General features: G+C 42.6%; 17 protein-coding genes. 7 read left to right on the top strand and 10 right to left on the bottom strand.

Translation table 11 applies throughout. The features are described 5' to 3' along the window. Positions 1 to 2 precede the first annotated feature (2 nt). The 6 genes from dapB to GLO7428_RS15235 all read right to left on the bottom strand — a co-directional run bounded on the left by dapB (position 3) and on the right by GLO7428_RS15235 (position 4,709). Positions 3 to 833: a 4-hydroxy-tetrahydrodipicolinate reductase gene (gene dapB, locus GLO7428_RS15255; protein ID WP_015189467.1), complete on the bottom strand. Its 831-nt coding sequence runs from the start codon at positions 831 to 833 to the stop codon at positions 3 to 5. Between the two features lie 147 nt (positions 834 to 980). Beyond that, the gene (locus tag GLO7428_RS26790) at positions 981 to 1,253 is read right to left on the bottom strand and encodes a Txe/YoeB family addiction module toxin (RefSeq protein WP_015189466.1); all 273 of its coding nucleotides are present in this window, start codon (positions 1,251 to 1,253) and stop codon (positions 981 to 983) included. Positions 1,254 to 1,263: 10 nt separating this feature from the next. After that, complete coding sequence (locus GLO7428_RS15250) at positions 1,264 to 1,566, bottom strand: type II toxin-antitoxin system Phd/YefM family antitoxin (RefSeq protein WP_015189465.1); 303 nt, start codon at positions 1,564 to 1,566, stop codon at positions 1,264 to 1,266. Positions 1,567 to 1,674: 108 nt separating this feature from the next. Beyond that, entirely contained in the window at positions 1,675 to 2,172 is a 498-nt protein-coding gene (locus GLO7428_RS15245; protein ID WP_015189464.1) for a DUF427 domain-containing protein, read from the bottom strand. 49 nt (positions 2,173 to 2,221) lie between these two features. Then, the gene (locus tag GLO7428_RS15240; RefSeq protein WP_015189463.1) at positions 2,222 to 3,019 is read right to left on the bottom strand and encodes a COP23 domain-containing protein; all 798 of its coding nucleotides are present in this window, start codon (positions 3,017 to 3,019) and stop codon (positions 2,222 to 2,224) included. 97 nt (positions 3,020 to 3,116) lie between these two features. Then, positions 3,117 to 4,709, bottom strand: coding sequence for a M48 family metallopeptidase (locus GLO7428_RS15235; protein ID WP_015189462.1), 1,593 nt, complete (start codon positions 4,707 to 4,709; stop codon positions 3,117 to 3,119). Positions 4,710 to 5,436: 727 nt separating this feature from the next. Between GLO7428_RS15235 and GLO7428_RS15230 the strand changes: the two genes are divergently transcribed. Continuing rightward, positions 5,437 to 6,144 carry a Crp/Fnr family transcriptional regulator gene (locus tag GLO7428_RS15230; protein WP_015189461.1) on the top strand — a complete coding sequence of 236 codons (708 nt, stop codon included), beginning with the start codon at positions 5,437 to 5,439 and terminating at the stop codon, positions 6,142 to 6,144. Between the two features lie 189 nt (positions 6,145 to 6,333). After that, the gene (locus tag GLO7428_RS27915; RefSeq protein WP_015189460.1) at positions 6,334 to 6,507 is read left to right on the top strand and encodes a hypothetical protein; all 174 of its coding nucleotides are present in this window, start codon (positions 6,334 to 6,336) and stop codon (positions 6,505 to 6,507) included. Positions 6,508 to 6,659: 152 nt separating this feature from the next. On the opposite strand, the gene GLO7428_RS15225 is transcribed toward GLO7428_RS27915, so the two are convergent. Next, the gene (locus tag GLO7428_RS15225; protein ID WP_015189459.1) at positions 6,660 to 7,709 is read right to left on the bottom strand and encodes a DUF1611 domain-containing protein; all 1,050 of its coding nucleotides are present in this window, start codon (positions 7,707 to 7,709) and stop codon (positions 6,660 to 6,662) included. Further along, positions 7,699 to 8,745, bottom strand: coding sequence for a dipeptide epimerase (locus tag GLO7428_RS15220; protein WP_015189458.1), 1,047 nt, complete (start codon positions 8,743 to 8,745; stop codon positions 7,699 to 7,701). Before GLO7428_RS15220 ends, GLO7428_RS15225 begins: the two co-directional genes overlap by 11 nt. A 117-nt stretch (positions 8,746 to 8,862) precedes the next feature. Here GLO7428_RS15220 and GLO7428_RS15215 point away from each other — a divergent pair, with 117 nt between their 5' ends. Beyond that, positions 8,863 to 9,432, top strand: coding sequence for an NUDIX hydrolase (locus tag GLO7428_RS15215; protein WP_015189457.1), 570 nt, complete (start codon positions 8,863 to 8,865; stop codon positions 9,430 to 9,432). Between the two features lie 38 nt (positions 9,433 to 9,470). On the opposite strand, the gene GLO7428_RS15210 is transcribed toward GLO7428_RS15215, so the two are convergent. Continuing rightward, entirely contained in the window at positions 9,471 to 10,391 is a 921-nt protein-coding gene (locus tag GLO7428_RS15210; RefSeq protein WP_015189456.1) for a nucleoside hydrolase, read from the bottom strand. 15 nt (positions 10,392 to 10,406) lie between these two features. On the opposite strand from GLO7428_RS15210, the gene GLO7428_RS15205 reads away from it, so the two are divergent. The 4 genes from GLO7428_RS15205 to GLO7428_RS15190 all read left to right on the top strand — a co-directional run bounded on the left by GLO7428_RS15205 (position 10,407) and on the right by GLO7428_RS15190 (position 15,613). Further along, positions 10,407 to 10,838, top strand: coding sequence for a nucleoside deaminase (locus GLO7428_RS15205; RefSeq protein WP_015189455.1), 432 nt, complete (start codon positions 10,407 to 10,409; stop codon positions 10,836 to 10,838). Between the two features lie 478 nt (positions 10,839 to 11,316). After that, positions 11,317 to 13,569 carry an ATP-binding protein gene (locus GLO7428_RS15200; RefSeq protein WP_015189454.1) on the top strand — a complete coding sequence of 751 codons (2,253 nt, stop codon included), beginning with the start codon at positions 11,317 to 11,319 and terminating at the stop codon, positions 13,567 to 13,569. Beyond that, positions 13,566 to 14,015, top strand: a complete 450-nt coding sequence (locus tag GLO7428_RS15195) for a response regulator (RefSeq protein WP_015189453.1) — start codon at positions 13,566 to 13,568, stop codon at positions 14,013 to 14,015. Before GLO7428_RS15200 ends, GLO7428_RS15195 begins: the two co-directional genes overlap by 4 nt. A 2-nt stretch (positions 14,016 to 14,017) precedes the next feature. After that, positions 14,018 to 15,613 carry a hybrid sensor histidine kinase/response regulator gene (locus tag GLO7428_RS15190; protein WP_015189452.1) on the top strand — a complete coding sequence of 532 codons (1,596 nt, stop codon included), beginning with the start codon at positions 14,018 to 14,020 and terminating at the stop codon, positions 15,611 to 15,613. 68 nt (positions 15,614 to 15,681) lie between these two features. Here the strand turns inward: GLO7428_RS15190 and GLO7428_RS15185 are convergent, their stop codons facing one another. Next, complete coding sequence (locus tag GLO7428_RS15185) at positions 15,682 to 17,058, bottom strand: cytochrome P450 (protein ID WP_015189451.1); 1,377 nt, start codon at positions 17,056 to 17,058, stop codon at positions 15,682 to 15,684. Positions 17,059 to 17,068: the final 10 nt, after the last annotated feature.

Raw genomic sequence — 17,068 nt, 5'->3', positions numbered from 1 at the left:
CATTACAGTATCTTTTCTAAGCCATATACTAGGGATTTGAGTTGCGTGACTTTACGAATTGCTAGGAGGACTCCAGGCATATAACAAGCGCGATCGCTTGTATCGTGGCGTAAAGTATAAATTTGTCCTGGTGCGCCAAAAATCACTTCTTGGTGGGCGATTAGTCCTGGAAGGCGTACGCTATGAATTCTAATACCTTCATCAGCAACACTGCCTCTTGCTCCAGGTAGCTTTTCGGTTTCTTCTACGCTTGACGGGTTGTAGGTTTTGCCCATTTCTGCAAGCATTTGCGCGGTTTGAATCGCGGTTCCACTCGGAGCATCTGCTTTTTGATTGTGATGCAGTTCGATAATTTCTACATGGTCAAAGTATTGCGATGCTCTGACTGCGGCTTCTTGAAGTAATACCATGCCAATCGAGAAATTCGGAATCATTAAACAGCCGGTACTTGCTTTGTCTGCGAATTCGGCTAAGTCTTGAATTTGTTCGACACTCAACCCTGTTGTTCCCACAACCGGACGAATACCATAAGCGATCGCCGCGCGAATATTGTCATACACGCTACTCGGATGCGTAAAATCTACCATCACCCCCAATTGCCTTTCTTGCGTTGCTAGGGCTAGCGTAGGTTCTAATTGGTCGGTAATCGGTACTTCTAGCGGTTCGCTTAATCCCGCGACTTCTCCCGCATCTTTGCCATTGTATTCAGGGTTGCGGTCTACTGCACCCAGTAAAGTCATGTCGCTTGCTTGCGAGACGGCTTTAACGACTTCACGACCCATTTTGCCAGCAGCACCATTCACGACTACTGGAATCGGAGCTTGATTTACCATGCGCTCAGTTTGGACTCATCAACCGCATTTTAGATCAATCAAGGCAATGCGATCAGACTACTGTTCATAGTTCTAATTTGTAATTCGTCATTAAAAAAGGAGCGTAGTGTCGTCAGAATGTGCGAGAAATGGTATGAAGTAGATTAATTAATAGTGATAACGCGCTTGCAAAAAGTCTACTCGGTCTTGTCTGACTCTATAGATGAGTCGATGCTCCCAGTCTATACGGCGCGACCAAGTATCAGAATCTATGTACTTAAGTTTTTCAGGCTTACCTATCCCCTCAAAGGGATGCTTCATTGTGTCTGTAACTAAGTCAAAAATTTTGTCTACTTTGCGAGGTTCAGTTTTGTACCACCAACCTAAATCTTCTTTGAATTGAGGACTAAAGTCAGGAAAGTGTACTACTGATGGTGGTATTAAGGAAGGCTCAACTTTTTTCTTCGCCTCCTATCTCCTGCTTTAATGCAGCGATCGCTTCATCCACGGAGACTGACTCTAAATTTTTCTCATCCCTTGATTGTGACCACTCTAAAGCACTCAAAAGACGTGCGGCATTTTTAGGGCTTCTCAGGAGGTAAGCTGTCTGTTGAAGACTTGCGAGTTCATCTTCTGCAACTAGCGCTACGTTTGGCTTATGACGACGCTCGATCGCAACAATTTCTCGGTCATCGACAACTTTATCTAAAAGAGAAGCTAAGTTTTCACGAGCTTTCGTGTATGTAGTCTGCATATCCAATTTGGAATATGTACACTCTTGCTGTACATATTATAGAAAAGTACGCTGTGTTTTTATAGAAGTAGAAATCCTAAATCTTAGTAAATACAGCAGTTCATCAAACTACCATCCCCAGGTTCCAGGACTACCTTTGAATGGACCTACAATATCACTAGTAATCCAACCGCCGTAGAAGTTTCCTGGTTGGGGTTGGACTTGTTCGCTGTTAACGTAGCAAGCATCCATTAAGTGTGGATAGAAAGCTACATAGTCTTTAATTTCAGCAAAAGTAGGAGTAGGGTTGGGATAAAACCACGCTGCGTTTGGAACTTGCTTGTCTCCTACCGCAACGGTGTAATATCCTGCAACTCCTTTCCATTCGCAGAAGCTGGATTGCGGAGTACGGATGAGGTACTCCATTTTGATGTCACTAGGCGGAATGTAATAAACCGGTGGATGACTTGTTTCTAGTACTCGTTTGGCGTGATGGGTATCAGCGATCGCAATTTCATTAAAAATTACTTGAATATGCTTGTCGGTATCCTCTAAACGCGGCGGTCGGGGATAATCCCATACTGATTCTTGTCCAGGACCTGGCTGAATGCGATCGCGATTAACCATGTTTAGCTCTTGGCGATTCTTCTATTGGCAATTAGCTCTACTTTAGCAGCTAAAACCTGCTAGGATTAAGCCTTCCAGAATTACTTGGTTGCGATCGTGTATTACTGCGGGCGGGAACGCCACCGCTGAGGCGAGAAGCATTACCTCCATCAGCGCGATCGAGGAAAGGTCTTAAGTCTATGCTGCGTGCCGAACGGCGATTGTTACCACCAACAACTGAACGTCCTAAGTTAAATAGTCGATCGAGTTCGTTTCCACGATTAGTATAAGTGTAGACGCCTGTTGTCTGTTGACCGCTATCGGCGATCGTCAAGTTTTCAAAGACGCGATCGCGCGTTAAGATGGGGTCTTGTCCAGGAGGTACGGTAAAGACAATTCGACACGAGGGAACTCGTTGCGTAACAACGCAGACTGTATTGTAATTATTTTCTACGCCTGTTGTCAGTTCTAATAAACCATCAGGACGATAGGACTCTAAGCGACGGCTAATTTCTTCACAACGCCGTTGTTCGCTCCAACCGCCACCTAATGCTGTGGGAGTCGCCCAAGCAAAGAAGCGGTTTGGTTGACTTTCCGGCTGATACATAACGGTATACTGACCATTATTCAATTGACAAGTAAACCGCGTAGCCGTTGTAACGCTAGGAACTGTTGAACCATTCGGCGGTGTGGTTCCTGGAACGGGTGGTAGTGGATCAGTATCAACAACAACAGGTGGTACTGTAGGATTCACCTGCGCCATCCAGTTATAGTGCGGCGCAGCCATAACGCTATTACCCAGTAACGCGGTTGCTACCCCGACAGACAAACCAATACCTCGCCAAGCAAATTGCAATTGTGGTGACATAAGCGACTCCTCGATTTGAAGTAGGGGTTAGTTTTGAGCTTTGAATTGTGAATTCAGAAGAGTTTTCTTAACAACCTCGCTCCTCACCCCTCTTTACTTACCGTTGATGCTTTTTCCGTTCAGATTGTTTCGCTTGTAGCAATTTTTCTATCCTTTGTTTGATTTCGTTGTGGCGGGCGACTCCTTCATAAGCGTAGCGGTTGTAACCATGACGTTGAATGATTGATTCGAGATAGCGGATGCGATCGCTTGTCGCTGGGTGTGAAGATAACCACGTAAAGGGCGTCTTTGTTTCTTCTTTTTGCAGTGTCACCATCAAGTTACGCAAGCCATCCGCAGCGTAGCCTGTTGACGCTAAAAGTCGCGTACCTAAAACGTCAGCTTGCTGTTCCATTTCACGGCTGTAATTGAGGGAAACTAAATTCGCAACAGTACCGCCATAGGGGAAAAATTGCGTGACATTCGCAACAAGATTCCCTTCAGCGACTAACTGAAAACCATGCGACAAAACAGTATGGGCTAATTCATGCGCTAATAAACCTGCTAATTCTGCCTCGGATTGAGCACTGGTAATCGCTCCAGCATTGATAAATACTTTACCGCCTGGCAATGCGAAAGCGTTTAAATCTTTATCTAAAACTACATAAAATTCGTATTTAAAATCATTGCGTCCAGCCACTTGCGCGAGTCTTTGTCCTATTTCATTCACATAATCAACAACTGCTTTATCGGTGACTATTTCTAGCTGTTCTCGCGCTTGATTCGCGACAGATTCCCCAACCGCTGATTCGCCGCGTAGTAGCATTGCAGTAGTTTGCACTGCTGAAAAGGGACCTAAGAGATTACCTGTAAGTGCGTAGCCTAAGGCACCCGTTAGGACATTAGCGATCGTATTGCCGGTTAATTCTGCACGCAAGTGCTTTTGATACCGTTCTAAGTGAGTATCCGCAAGTTCGATAAATTCGTTCGTGTGTTGTGCGTTTGCACTTCTGAGTAAAGCAAATTGACGCGCAGCTAGCGATGCTTCCATCCATTGTTTGGATTGGGCGAGTGCGGTAACTTTGGCTTTAACTAAATCGGGTTGTTCTGGGTAAAGCGTGACGGCGCGTTCTAAGACGGCGATCGCTTCTTTATGATGGTCAAATTTTTGTAATGCTTCAGCAAGTCTCAGATGACCAAGAATAAACTCTGGGTATTGCTCGACTAATAACCGCAGCGGTACCATCATTCGGGAAGCAACTTTGTGTTGAAAAGCTGCTTCAGCTTCGCGCCAATAAACTTTACCTGCGGGTGGAAGTTGTGCAGGATCGACAATTGCAGGTGGACGTTGCACAACATCGGCTGATCCTGTCGTAAATGGCGCTTTGACTTCGCGATAGAGTTTTTCAGCTGCGGCGAATTGTCCTCCTAAATACAACCGATCAGCTTCGATCAATTTTTGCTGACGCGCAATTTCTTCTGGACTTAGTTTTGCCGCAGCATTAAGTTTATCTACAATTTCTTGCGTAGATGCTGGTTGTTTGCTTTGGGGTGTTGCACTCACTTCGGGTTGAATCGCTTCTCCCTCAACAGGGACAACGATCGCACTAGGACTAGAGTTTGTTACAGGTTCAGCTAAAACAATTGACGTTCCAGTAGAAAATAGAACTGCGTTCAAGCTGAGCAACAGTGAGTTCCAGATCGGTTTCATAAGCGGAAAGCTCAATTGCTGGTTGAGTTTATTCTCAGTTTATGCAATTTTCTCTAGATATGAGTTGCTAGTTGTTAGACTTCGTAGCATTAGTCAGGTTAAGAGGAAAAGGTAAAAAGTAAGGCGCGAGTTCAACTGTTATACCGAAGGGACTTTTGCTCAAATGTGTTGACTATTTTTATCTTTGGTTACTAACTGAATTTGCTTGATTTGTGTTCGTTTAAATTAATCCATGATTGTGCTATTTAATATATAAAAAATGACACACCGTGTATTCTATTCATAAGTATTTGAGCGAAGTCTCTTTATTTAAAAATAAAATTTTATGTTCAGATTATAGTTTTTTGTCAATACGTCTTTGCAAGATGCTAAAATTGTATTTACTCAAGAACAATTTATAAAAATTAAGTATTTAAAACGCGCCTAATTTGCAGAGAGTATGTATGACTTAGCTTATTCTATGTATGTTTGATATATTTTAATAACTTATAAAAATAACAAGGTTTTCTAATAAGAAAAACAAAGAAAAGATTAAGATACAATGCCTTGGTCTTGTGAATTAATCTGGTGAAGCATTTTTCTGCTTTTATAGTAAAAACCTTGTAAAAATATTTTTTGAGTTGACTGAATTTGTCCTTTAACGTCGGGATAAAGTTCCGCTTTGCACTGCGGAATCTATTAGTCAAGTATAAAAAAATCACTTAGAGTTGAGGAAGTTCTGACATAAATGTGCGAGAATTTGAATCACCATGATAATAAGCTGCTTGCGGCTTTGCCAAGTGAAGATTTTCAGCGTCTTGCGCCCCATCTAGAACCTGTTTCGCTACCTTTTCAAAGAGTGCTGCACAATGCAGGGGAAGTCATTTTGGATGTCTATTTTCCCACAACTGCTATGATTTCCGCCGTCTCGATTATGCAAGATGGTTCAATCATCGAAGTTGGGATAGTGGCGAAAGAAGGTATGGTGGGTATTCCTGTTTGCTGGGGAGATGATACCGCAGTTCATCAAACGGTGGTGCAGATTCCAGGTGATGCGCTGACAATGAAAGCAGAGATCCTCAAAGAAGAGTTTTACCGAGGTGGTGCGTTACAAAAACTCCTGCTACGTTACACCCAAGCACTCTACACGCAAGCGGGACAATCTGCGGCTTGCAATCGGTTGCATACATTAGAGGAAAGGCTTTCACGCTGGCTACTCACCGTTAGCGATCGCGTCGCATCAGAAGAATTACCGTTAACGCAAGAATTTATAGCCCAAATGCTCGGAACGCGCCGCAGTGGTGTTACCGTTGCTGCAAGTATGCTCAGTCGAGCCGGAATGATTCGTTACAGTCGTGGCAAAATCAATATTACCGACCGAGAAGCACTCGAATTAACCGCTTGTGAGTGTTATCAGGTACTTAAGAAAGAATATCAGCGATTGCTTGGTTCTTAGAACAGCTAGCTTGCTCAAGCTATTTTATGCGAGTTTTTTTATATGTTCGGAACCGTACAGATAAACTCTGGTTTCTTTGCGTATTCTAGATTGAGGTAGAGATTTTTAGTTAAGTCAGTCGTTGTGCATAAAGTGTATCTCAATCAACACAGGTTTTGCAGTTCGTCTTCCAGACAAGAAGAGATTGGCATGAATGACTCAACAAACAGTTCCGCGAACAATAATGATGATGCTCACCAAAAAGCGATTGAACAACTTTGGGGAGATAGTTTGAGAAAACTCACACCAAAACAGCGTCAATTAGTCATCGAGATTCTCAAGAACATGAAAAAAAGAGAATATCATGCTGTCTTCTCGATGTAACTTAAGTTTGATAATTTTTCGTATCAGTTTTCCCTTGGGCAAGGGGAAAACAGTTATGTCGATTGTGAACTCTCCTCAATTTCAGTAATTATACTATAAATAATGTAAAATTAATACATTTTTTTATTATAACTTTCACTAGTAAAAATGATCTATTGTTGCAAAATTGCACTTAAGAGCGGTTCTGCACCAAAGCGGACAACATCTGTGCAAGGGAGATTTGTATCGTCTTGAACTTGCGCGATCGCAGATTTGGCAGCGGATTGATCTAAATGTGCAGTATTGAGTGCGATTCCCGCAACTTTCACGGGTGCAAACGCACCAGCAGCAGTAGCAACGCTTTCGTAGAGTTTGACAACTTCTGATAACGGTGGAATCGGGACGTGGGGATGGTTACGGATGTGTGCTTGTTCGGCACGATGCACTAAAATCAAGTGTGTTGGTTGCGTGCCGCGAAGGAGGGGTAACGTTGCCGTTGAACCAGGATGCAATAGCGAACCTTGTCCTTCAATAAATAGAATGTCGTTATCTGCACCGTAGCGTAAAACGAGTTGTTCGACAGCACCCGCCGCAAAATCGACGCGTACTGCATCTAAGGGAATACCATCACCAGAAATCATAATACCTGCTTGTCCTGTGGCAAGGAACTGCGAACGCAATCCTTGTTTTTTCGCGGCGGCGTTGAGTTCCAAACTTGCAGACATTTTACCGACAGCCATATCTGTCCCCACAGTTAACACGCGGCGACACGAAAGCGATCGCGCTTTACCACTCCCGATGGTTAAATTGGGGGGTTCTTGACGCACATCCCAGATTGTTTGTCCTTTCCGCAGATGCGATCGCAACTCTGGAATTGTGGCAAGTGGAGTGTGCAATCCGTTGACGATGGATAATCCGGCGGTGATGGCGCATTTTATTTCCTGCAACCATGCTTGCGGTAAGACGCCGCCAGAGGGTGCAATACCAATTGCCAGGACATTTGGGGTATAATTTAATGCATCAGCTACCGATGCAACGATCGGTACATCTATAGCGATACCGGTTAATTCACATAAGGATTCTCCGGCACAATCTTTGTCGATGACAGCAACGACAGGAGATTCACTGTAGCGCAGAAGTGCTAACCCTGTTTTTCCGTTACCATTTCCGCGAATTCCTTCATGTAGCAGAATTGCAATTCGTTGATTCTCTTCAAGCTGCACTGCGTTCTACTCCTAATCCTGGTTTATGATTGGGGATAACTCGCCCTTTGTTGAGTGTTGCACCGCTAAACGGATCGTCGATTAAATTCATGTGGCTATCTAAATCTAAATAATCGGCTAAAGGTGCAAGTTGTGCGGCTGCGGTATTGGCTAGCGCACTATCAGAATAGCAACCAAACATGATTTGCAATCCGTAGGCGCGCGCGGTATGTACCATGCGAATTGCTTCGGTTAAGCCTCCAGCTTTCATCAGTTTGATGTTAATGCCATCAACGCAATGTGCAAGTTGCGGAATGTCAGCGCTAGTATGACAGCTTTCATCTACAAAAATAGGCAACGGCGATCGCTTTTTTAATTCTGCTAGTTGTTCTTCTGTACCTTGTGCTAAAGGTTGTTCAACATATTTGACACCCGCATCGGCTAACCAATTGCACATTTCTACTGCATCTTCGAGATTCCACCCACCATTTGCGTCTACAAAGATATCTTGTGTCGTTGCGGCTTCTTTTACTGCTAAGAACATAGCGCGATCGGCGGTGATACCTATGGGATTACCTAGCTTAATTTTAATAACGCGCACGTCGGCAAATTGTAGCCAATCGCGCACTCGCGTTTGTGCGCCTGCGGGTGAATTAATCCCAATTGTGACAGAGGTAGGAACAATGCGCGAGCAATCTAATCCCCAAATTTGCCACAAGGGTAAGCCTACGCACTTACCAAACCAGTCGTGTAACGCCATATCTACCGCTGCTTTTGCTGCTGACGGGAGTTGAGTGTTATAAAGTAGAGTTTCAATTTGCTGGCGCTGCCAAGGGGTATAAGCTTCTAATTGGGGAATGATTTGCTGTAATGCTTGTTGGAGAGTTTCTGTGGATTGTCGAGAGTTTGCTAGTGAAAATGGCGATGCTTCTCCCCAGCCAACGATGCGATCGTGTTCTAGCTTAATCCACAAGTTTGTTGTTTGGGCTGTTGTTCCTCGACTAATTGTTAAGGGAAAGCGTTTGTTTACGGTGAAGGTTTCAAGTTCGATTCGCATGGGGTATTTTTTTACAAACCACAAAGGACACAAAGCACACAAAGGTAGGAATTGGAGAGGATTTAGTATTAATGTATATGTTACAGTTCTGATTGTTATTTTAAATTTTGGTATTTTATGGATTTAAGAGAGTGGAGAATTTTGAGTTCTAGGATGGTGGTTAATAATCAATGGTGTAAAGTACGTCAAGATGAAATTGAGTTACCTAATGGAAAGATTATTGATGACTATTTTATTAATATTCGACTTGATGTCGCTTTAATTTTACCCATCACTAGCAATCAAGAAATTATATTTGTGCGTCAATATCGACATGGTGCAGGTGAAATTTTACTAGAACTTCCTGCGGGAACGTTTGATGCTCAGCTAGAAGATCCTCAAGTTGCAGCCTTACGCGAATTAAGAGAAGAAACCGGATACATAACCAAAACAACAATACCACTCGGAATTCTCTACGACAATCCGGTAAAAGACTCGAACAAAATTTATTTATTTCTAGCACAAGATGCTACAAAAGCTGGTCAACAAAAATTAGATCCTACAGAAGAAATAGAAGTCATCCTCATTCCAGTTTCCAAAGTCATGGAAAAAATAGCAACTGGAGAAATCAACGTTGCTGGAACTGTATCTGCTATCTTTATGGGCTTAAACTATCTAAATAAGTTACACCTAACCCACAAAATTTGAATATTTCTCCTCTGCTTCCTCTGCTTCCTCTGCTTCCCCTACCGCCGCCACTGCTGCAAAATATAATCATAAAAACTCGACTTATCAACTTTATCCATTGCCCAAACTTTGCGCCCGCCAGGTGTGATTTTTGTTCGCCCCTGACTTGCACCAGTTGTCACAATTTCGGTTTCCCATTCGCGTAATTCATAAAACTCTGGATGCGCAAGATAGGCAGTTGCTAAAACATCCCAAAAATAATAATCTTGAGGAATCACTAAGGCGTAACATTGCCCTGCTAAATCGGACAGCGGATACTGACGTTGTTTGCCCATTTGATAGACAATTTCTGATGTCACGGGAACCGTATTCGTTAAATCCAACGGACACATAATAATTTCAATTTGAGTTTGCCAGACTCGCGCTGCCGAAATTGGGTCCCAATATACATTCCACTCTGCTGAGCCATCTTGTCCAGCTTCTAAGCTTTTCTCTACATTTCCAGCAACATTCAACGCCCCACCCATCCAGACGATTTTGGCAATTTTCGCCTCGATTTCTGGCGCAGTATCTAAGGCAACAGCAACTGTTGTGAGTGGACCTGTTACCATCAGCGTTACGGGTTCAGGTGCATCTAGCAACACCCGTACCATAAATTCTTGCCCAGTTTCAGAAACCAAAGGCGATCGCACTTCGCTTTGATTGAGAATTGGGAGATGATCGACGATGAATGAATCGCGGCGATAAAGTCGCGGGAAAGGATTGATACCGCGTACAGTGCTTTCGGCTACTGGAATGTCGTCACGCCCCATCAAATCAAGGATTTTGCGCGTCGCACTCACTGCTGGTTGCGCATAGCAATCCGCTGGAGTCACGACAACACCTAAAGGTTGTATCCGATCCATCGTCATCAGCAGCATTGTTGCGAGATAATCATCAACACCACCATCGTGATCCATGAGTACGAGTTGTTGAGGCATAGTTAGGGAGATTTTATGGATGAATTTATGACGGCGGCGATCGCCGAAGCAAAACAAGGACAAGATGAAGGGGGTATTCCCATCGGTTCGGTACTAGTCAAAGACGGCAAAGTTCTCGGTAAAGGACATAATAAACGCGTTCAAGATGGCGATCCAGTGACTCATGCAGAAATCGACTGTCTGCGCAATGCTGGCAGAATTGGTACTTATCGAGGTACAACGTTGTATTCTACCTTGATGCCTTGCTATCTTTGTGCGGGTGCTGTGGTTCAGTTTGGTATCAAGCGCGTCATTGTCGGCGAATCTGAAACTTTTTCTGGGGCTAGAGAATTCATGGAATCTCACGGAGTTGAAGTGATTGACTTAAATTTAGATGAATGCAAAAATATGATGCAAAAATTCATCCATATCAATCCTCAATTATGGAATGAGGATATTGGAAAATAAGCATTGAAGCGCTATTTATAGTAATCTAAAGTCATATAGCTTCAACATGGTTTGAAAGTCATCGCAGACGATGGCTTGACTATTTTCCATCTGTTGAATGCCTTCAAAAATTGATAAAGTGAATGAGTTAACTCTCAATAACGACAAGATTGTTGTCAGATGAATTATCAAACAGCACGTAAATTTTGTTTGAGATTTATAACTAAATTTTAAGCTATTTCAACCACAACCTTGGTTATAGGTAAGGAGTGTCTGTTGTTACAGTAGCCTTGAGTGACTTTCAGGTGTAACATCAAAACATTACTAAATTCACAAACTGCTTAACATATTGAAATAGCTGGTAAATTGTCGCTGTAATAGTTAAACAATAGTTAAGATTTAAGCAAAACCTCAATAGCAGTTTTCTGTTTGGAAAGATTGCTCTTTCAAAGGCATTTGAAACTACACCAAAATCGCAATTTCTATCGAAAGGAAGCGTATGAGTCAAAGTGAAGACCAAATCATAGTCGAATCAATCAATCTCACGGCATATGATAAAGAATTTCTTCACCTTTCTGGGGCAATTCAGCCCCATGGTATACTTTTTGCACTCAAAGAACCACAGCTAGAAATTATTCAAGTTAGTAATAATACATTTGAATTGCTTGGTTTTCATCCGCAAGCTTTAATCAATCAAAGCTTAAAAGACTTATTGTCTTCTACAGAGATACTATTTATAGAAGGATGCTTAGTCAAAGATTTTGAAAGCGTTAACCCGATAAAGCTTTCACTCGAAATGAGTAATAATATTAAAAATTTTGATGGCATTCTGCATCGCTGCGATGGCGTACTTATTCTAGAACTAGAACCTAAACTAACACAAGAAGATAGAGATTTTATTAGGTTTTATCATTTGGTAAAGGGTGCGATCGCTAAACTGCAAAATGCGCCAACGCTGTCGGAAATGTGTCAAAGCATCACGCAAGAAGTGCAAAAACTGACAGGCTTTGACCGTGTCATGATTTATCAGTTCGATGGTAAACAAGCGGGGAAAGTTGTTGCTGAACAAAAACGCGAAGATTTAACTTCTTACCTAGGTTTACACTATCCTGCTTCGGATATTCCTGACCAAGCCAAAAAACTTTATACGCTGAATCGCCTACGGTTGATTCCTGATATAAATTCGCAACCAAAAGAATTAGTTCCCGCACAGAATCCAATCACAAATGAACCACTTGATTTAAGCTACGCGGTTTTACGAAGTGTTTCTCCATGCCATTTAGAGTACCTCAGAAACATGGGCGTTACCGCCTCGATGTCGATTTCATTAAATAAAGATAAAAAATTATGGGGATTGATTGCTTGTCATCACTATTCTCCTAAGTATGTCTCGTATGAAGTTCGGACGGCGTGTGAGTTTTTAGGACAAGTCATGTCTTTAGAATTAACAGCTAAGGAAGAAAATGAAAATCTAGACTACAAAATCAGATTAAAATCAATTCAAGCCCAATTTATTGAAGCAATGCCCTTAACAGAAAACTTCATGGATGGTTTAGTTAAGGATAAAGATAATTTACTTCAATTAGTTGATGCGCAAGGCGTCGCAATTTGTGCGAATGGCGATTTATCGATTGCAGGGGAAACGCCTAAAAAGAGTGATATTTATAATTTGATTGAATGGGTAGAAGCGAAGATTGATAATGACATTTTTTACACAGATTGTTTGCCTAAGCTTTATCCGACAGCCGAGACATTCAAAAACGTTGCGAGTGGTTTGATTGTCTTATCCATTTCGCAGATTCAAAAAAATTATGTTTTGTGGTTTCGTCCTGAAGTTATTCAGACAGTCAACTGGGGTGGCGATCCCTATGGGAACTTTGATTTATCGCCGCGTAAATCGTTTGAACTTTGGCAAGAAACTGTGCGATCGCAGTCGTTACCGTGGAAACAATGCGAGATTGATGCCATCATAGAATTACGGAGTGCGATCGTCGGAATTGTTTTACGTAAAGCGGATGAACTCGCACGAATTAATATGGAATTAGCCCGCAGTAACAGCGAACTCGATGCATTTGCTTATATTGCTTCGCACGATCTGAAAGAACCACTGCGGGGAATTCATAACTACTCAAACTTTTTGATTGAAGATTACGCGGATGTTCTTCAAGCCGAAGGAGTCTCGAAACTTCAAACCCTCGTGCGTTTAACGCAGCGCATGGAAGACTTAATAAATTCACTTCTTCATTTTTCGCGGTTAGGGCGCGTGGAATTGACGCTACAAAAGACAGATTTAAATGAATTAGTCAACAGTGTTATTGATATTCTTAATATTAGCTTAAAAGAAACTGCGGTTGACATCCGCATTCCTCGACCTTTGCCATCAGTTTACTGCGATCCAGTTCAGATGAGCGAAGTGTTTAGTAATTTAATTAGCAATGCAATCAAATATAACAACAAACCTGATAAATTAGTTGAAATTGGCTTTTTAGATACCGCGTTGAATAAACCAGAATCTACGATATTTTATGTGAAAGATAACGGAATTGGAATTAAAGAAAAACATTTTGATGCGATTTTTCGGATCTTTAAACGCTTACATCCACTGAATAAATATGGAGGTGGTACAGGTGCGGGTTTAACAATTGCTAAAAAGATTGTGGAACGTCATGACGGCGAAATTTGGGTAAAATCAACCTACGGAGAAGGAAGTACTTTTTATTTCACATTGCCAGGCGTGAGGGTGAGTCAATGACAGGATCAACTCAACCATTACTCTTAATTGAAGATAGCGATGAAGATTTTGCAGCGTTTGAAAGAATTCTCCGCAAAGCATCAATTACAAACACTATCTATCGGTGTGTTGATGGAGATGAGGCTTTAGATTTCCTCCATCATAAAGGGCAATATAGTAACTCAAAAGCACCGCGACCAGGCATTATTCTTCTCGATCTTAACTTGCCAGGAACCGATGGTAGAGAAGTTTTAGAACAAATTAAGCAAGATAACGAACTCAAGATGATTCCGGTTGTAGTGTTTACCACTTCTTCTAATCCAAAGGATATCGAAGTCTGTTATCGCTATGGAGTTAACGGTTATATCATAAAACCAATTGATGTCAAAAAATTGATGCGAACTGTCCAAGTTTTAATCGATTACTGGTTTGAAGCAGTCATTCTTCCTAACTCAGTAAGAGGATAATTATGGTACAAAGACGGACAATTGTAATTATTGATGATTGTCAAGAAGATCGAGATACTTATCGCCGTTATTTACTCAAAGATGAGACGTACAAATATGATATTATTGGCGAAGAGTATGGCGAAGATGGCTTAGAATTGTGCAACTCAGTTCAACCAGATGTCATTTTATTAGATTTCTTGCTACCAGATATTAATGGGTTGGAATTCTTGAGTCAGTTGCAGTTGCAAACGGGTAAAACTAACTTACCTGTGATTATGCTCACCGGTCAAGGCAATGAAGCGATCGCCGTCCAAGCGATGAAAAGCGGCGCGTCTGACTACTTAGTTAAGGGAGAAACAACCGCAGAAAGTCTGAGAATCGCAATTCATAACGCGATTAAACGCACGCATCTGCAAAACTTACTTGCCCAAAGCGAACAGCGATTTCAAACTTCTGTCGAAACGATGTTGGATTGTTTTGGAATTTGCAATAGTATCCGCGATCATACTGGTGAAATTATAGATTTTACGATTGAATATGTCAATGCCGCCGCTTGCGCATTTAATAGGATGAACGCCTCCGAACAAATTGGCGCTTCGCTACTGAAGCTACCGCTATTTTCGCAAGCTGGACTGTTTGACGAGATGTGCCAAGTAGTGAAAACAGGCAAACCGTTGGCGAAAGAAGTTCTCTTGTATGCGGATGACAATCAACCGCAGATTCGCAAAGCGTTAGATATCCGCGTGACGCAACTAGGTGACGGTTTTGCGATCGCCTGGCGCGATATTACAGATCGCAAGTGCTTAGAGGAAGAACGCGCGCAATTACTCATACAAGAACAACTCGCACGTAGTGCAGCTGAAGCCGCCAACCACTCGAAAGATGTCTTTCTCGCCATGGTTTCGCACGAGTTGCGTAACCCCTTAACCGCAATCTTGATGTATGCACAGCTACTGCAAGCACAAAAGTTAAAAGAAGAACAAATTTCTCGCGCTTACGAAACAATTGAACGTAACGTCAGGTTACAAAAACAACTGATCGACGATCTACTCGATGTATCGCGCATTGTCTCTGGTAAGCTGCACTTAAATATGCAATGCGTTGATTTGGTTGTTATACTGCAAGCTGCAATCGATACTGTGCATCCACTAGCCGAAGCAAAAGCGATTCAACTGGAACTTGCCATTGCACCGCATCAAAATCGACACGATGTCGCCACTCCTTCAGTAATTTTCTTCGGTGACGCGACGCGCTTACAGCAAGTATTCTGGAACTTACTATCAAATGCAATTAAGTTTACACCACATCAAGGACGCGTTCAAGCCAAATTAGAGTATAGCGATCGCGCGATTCAAATTACCGTCAGCGATACTGGACAAGGAATTAGCCCTGATTTTTTACCACACGTCTTTGAGCGATTTCGCCAAGCCGATACAACACGACACGGTGGATTAGGGTTAGGACTTGCGATCGTCAATCATATTGTGCAACTTCATGGTGGCTTCGTCAAGGTCGAGAGTCCAGGCGTTGACCAAGGCGCAACCTTTACAATCGAATTCCCCAAAACCAGCACCACCCAAACTCAAATCACATCAAATTGTTTATCAATAATTTAAATCCAGCAATCCTCTTTTTTCTTTCCTCTGTGTACTCTGTGTCTGAAGTGGTTCGTTAATAATAATCACTAAACTAATGCTGGAGTTTTTTGCACCCGCACTTGCTTCACAACCATGCGCAAATTTCCCGAAGGCGCAACTGTAAGCCCTCGACGAGTCGGTTTGATCGGTGTTTTCGTTGCGAGTTGCAAGTCGTATTGCGCCAGAATGGTTGCTAAAACCAATTTCATCTCAAACTGTGCAAACGCTAGTCCAATACAACGACGATTTCCACCACCAAACGGTAAATATTCATAAGGCGAAAACTGTCTTTCCAGAAAACGTTCGGGTTTGAAACGCTTCGGTTCAGGATAGAGATCTTCGCGGTGATGCGTTAAATAAACTGAGGGAAGTAACAGTGTACCAGGTTCAAAGTGATAGCCCATAATTTCGATTGGCGATCGCACAATGCGCGGAAATGTATTAATCGCAATTGGATAAATTCGCAAAGTTTCGCAGCAAACCGCATTTAAATACAGTAGCCGTACAACTGCGCTAGGATCGGCATCAGGTGGAAGTGTATCGAGTTCTTGCAACAACTTTTCGCGGACTTCGGGTAAGTGGTCAATCCAGTACAATGCCCATGATAAAGCAGAAGCCGTCGTTTCATGTCCAGCAAATAGTAACGTCACGAGTTCGTCACGCAGTTCTCGATCGGTCATTGGTTGATCGTGTTCGTCGCGTGCTTGTAAGAGTAAACTAAGGATGTCATCGCTTTGAACATCCGCTGCTCGACGGGCAGTAATTTCAGCATAAATTAATTGGTCGATTTGCGATCGCAAGTTCAAAAAACGCCCCCAGGGACTCCATACGCCCCAATCTTTCTGTAGTGAGGGGAAAAATAGCAACATCGAACTTATCGGAGAACCTACCGCGTCTAATAGCCGTGTCAAAAGTTTTCTCAGTTCCTCAAAGCGATCGCCTTGATGTAAGCCAAACACAGCACTCAAAATCACGCGCAAGGAAATTTCTTGCATCGACGCGCGGACGTTGAAGGGTTTCCCAACTTCCCAACGGCTAATAACTTGTTGCGTTATATCGCGAATAATCTCGCCATACGCTTTTAAGCGATCGCCGTGAAAGGGTGGCATTAATAACTTGCGCTGGCGTTGATGCGCAACTCCATCGAGTAAAATTAATGAGCGATCGCCGAGCAGTGGTAATAATACACGGTTTGCACCACTACTATCAAACGTTCCCGCAGGCGCGCTAAAAATTTGCTGGAGTGCTTCAGGGTTGCTGATGTAAACGACGAGTGGTGTTACGTTCTTGGCAACTACGTAAACGTCACCGTACTGCTGATAGCGTTTTTCAAGTATTGCTAGCGGATTAAAAATCCACCGCAGCATATTGATTCTACGCTGTATGAATGATGGGCTGGGACCGTCGAGAATCTGGTTATCCATAACTTGGAGT

The sequence above is a fragment of the Gloeocapsa sp. PCC 7428 genome, from assembly GCF_000317555.1.
Taxonomy (GTDB): Bacteria; Cyanobacteriota; Cyanobacteriia; order Cyanobacteriales; family Chroococcidiopsidaceae; genus Chroogloeocystis.
Note: the sequence above shows the minus strand (reverse complement) of the source record. Positions and strands in the feature narration are given on the sequence as shown.

Excerpts from the sequence above, each read along its gene's own strand:
- GLO7428_RS15195 (WP_015189453.1), top strand. The coding sequence starts at position 13,566 with ATGACAGGATCAACTCAACCATTACTCTTAATTGAAGATAGCGATGAA.
- GLO7428_RS15240 (WP_015189463.1), bottom strand. The coding sequence starts at position 3,019 with ATGTCACCACAATTGCAATTTGCTTGGCGAGGTATTGGTTTGTCTGTC.
- GLO7428_RS15200 (WP_015189454.1), top strand. The coding sequence starts at position 11,317 with ATGAGTCAAAGTGAAGACCAAATCATAGTCGAATCAATCAATCTCACG.
- GLO7428_RS15190 (WP_015189452.1), top strand. The coding sequence starts at position 14,018 with ATGGTACAAAGACGGACAATTGTAATTATTGATGATTGTCAAGAAGAT.
- GLO7428_RS27915 (WP_015189460.1), top strand. The coding sequence starts at position 6,334 with ATGAATGACTCAACAAACAGTTCCGCGAACAATAATGATGATGCTCAC.
- GLO7428_RS15245 (WP_015189464.1), bottom strand. The coding sequence starts at position 2,172 with ATGGTTAATCGCGATCGCATTCAGCCAGGTCCTGGACAAGAATCAGTA.
- GLO7428_RS15210 (WP_015189456.1), bottom strand. The coding sequence starts at position 10,391 with ATGCCTCAACAACTCGTACTCATGGATCACGATGGTGGTGTTGATGAT.
- GLO7428_RS15235 (WP_015189462.1), bottom strand. The coding sequence starts at position 4,709 with ATGAAACCGATCTGGAACTCACTGTTGCTCAGCTTGAACGCAGTTCTA.
- GLO7428_RS15205 (WP_015189455.1), top strand. The coding sequence starts at position 10,407 with ATGGATGAATTTATGACGGCGGCGATCGCCGAAGCAAAACAAGGACAA.
- GLO7428_RS15220 (WP_015189458.1), bottom strand. The coding sequence starts at position 8,745 with ATGCGAATCGAACTTGAAACCTTCACCGTAAACAAACGCTTTCCCTTA.
- GLO7428_RS15185 (WP_015189451.1), bottom strand. The coding sequence starts at position 17,058 with ATGGATAACCAGATTCTCGACGGTCCCAGCCCATCATTCATACAGCGT.
- GLO7428_RS15215 (WP_015189457.1), top strand. The coding sequence starts at position 8,863 with ATGGATTTAAGAGAGTGGAGAATTTTGAGTTCTAGGATGGTGGTTAAT.
- dapB (WP_015189467.1), bottom strand. The coding sequence starts at position 833 with ATGGTAAATCAAGCTCCGATTCCAGTAGTCGTGAATGGTGCTGCTGGC.
- GLO7428_RS15230 (WP_015189461.1), top strand. The coding sequence starts at position 5,437 with ATGTGCGAGAATTTGAATCACCATGATAATAAGCTGCTTGCGGCTTTG.
- GLO7428_RS15250 (WP_015189465.1), bottom strand. The coding sequence starts at position 1,566 with ATGCAGACTACATACACGAAAGCTCGTGAAAACTTAGCTTCTCTTTTA.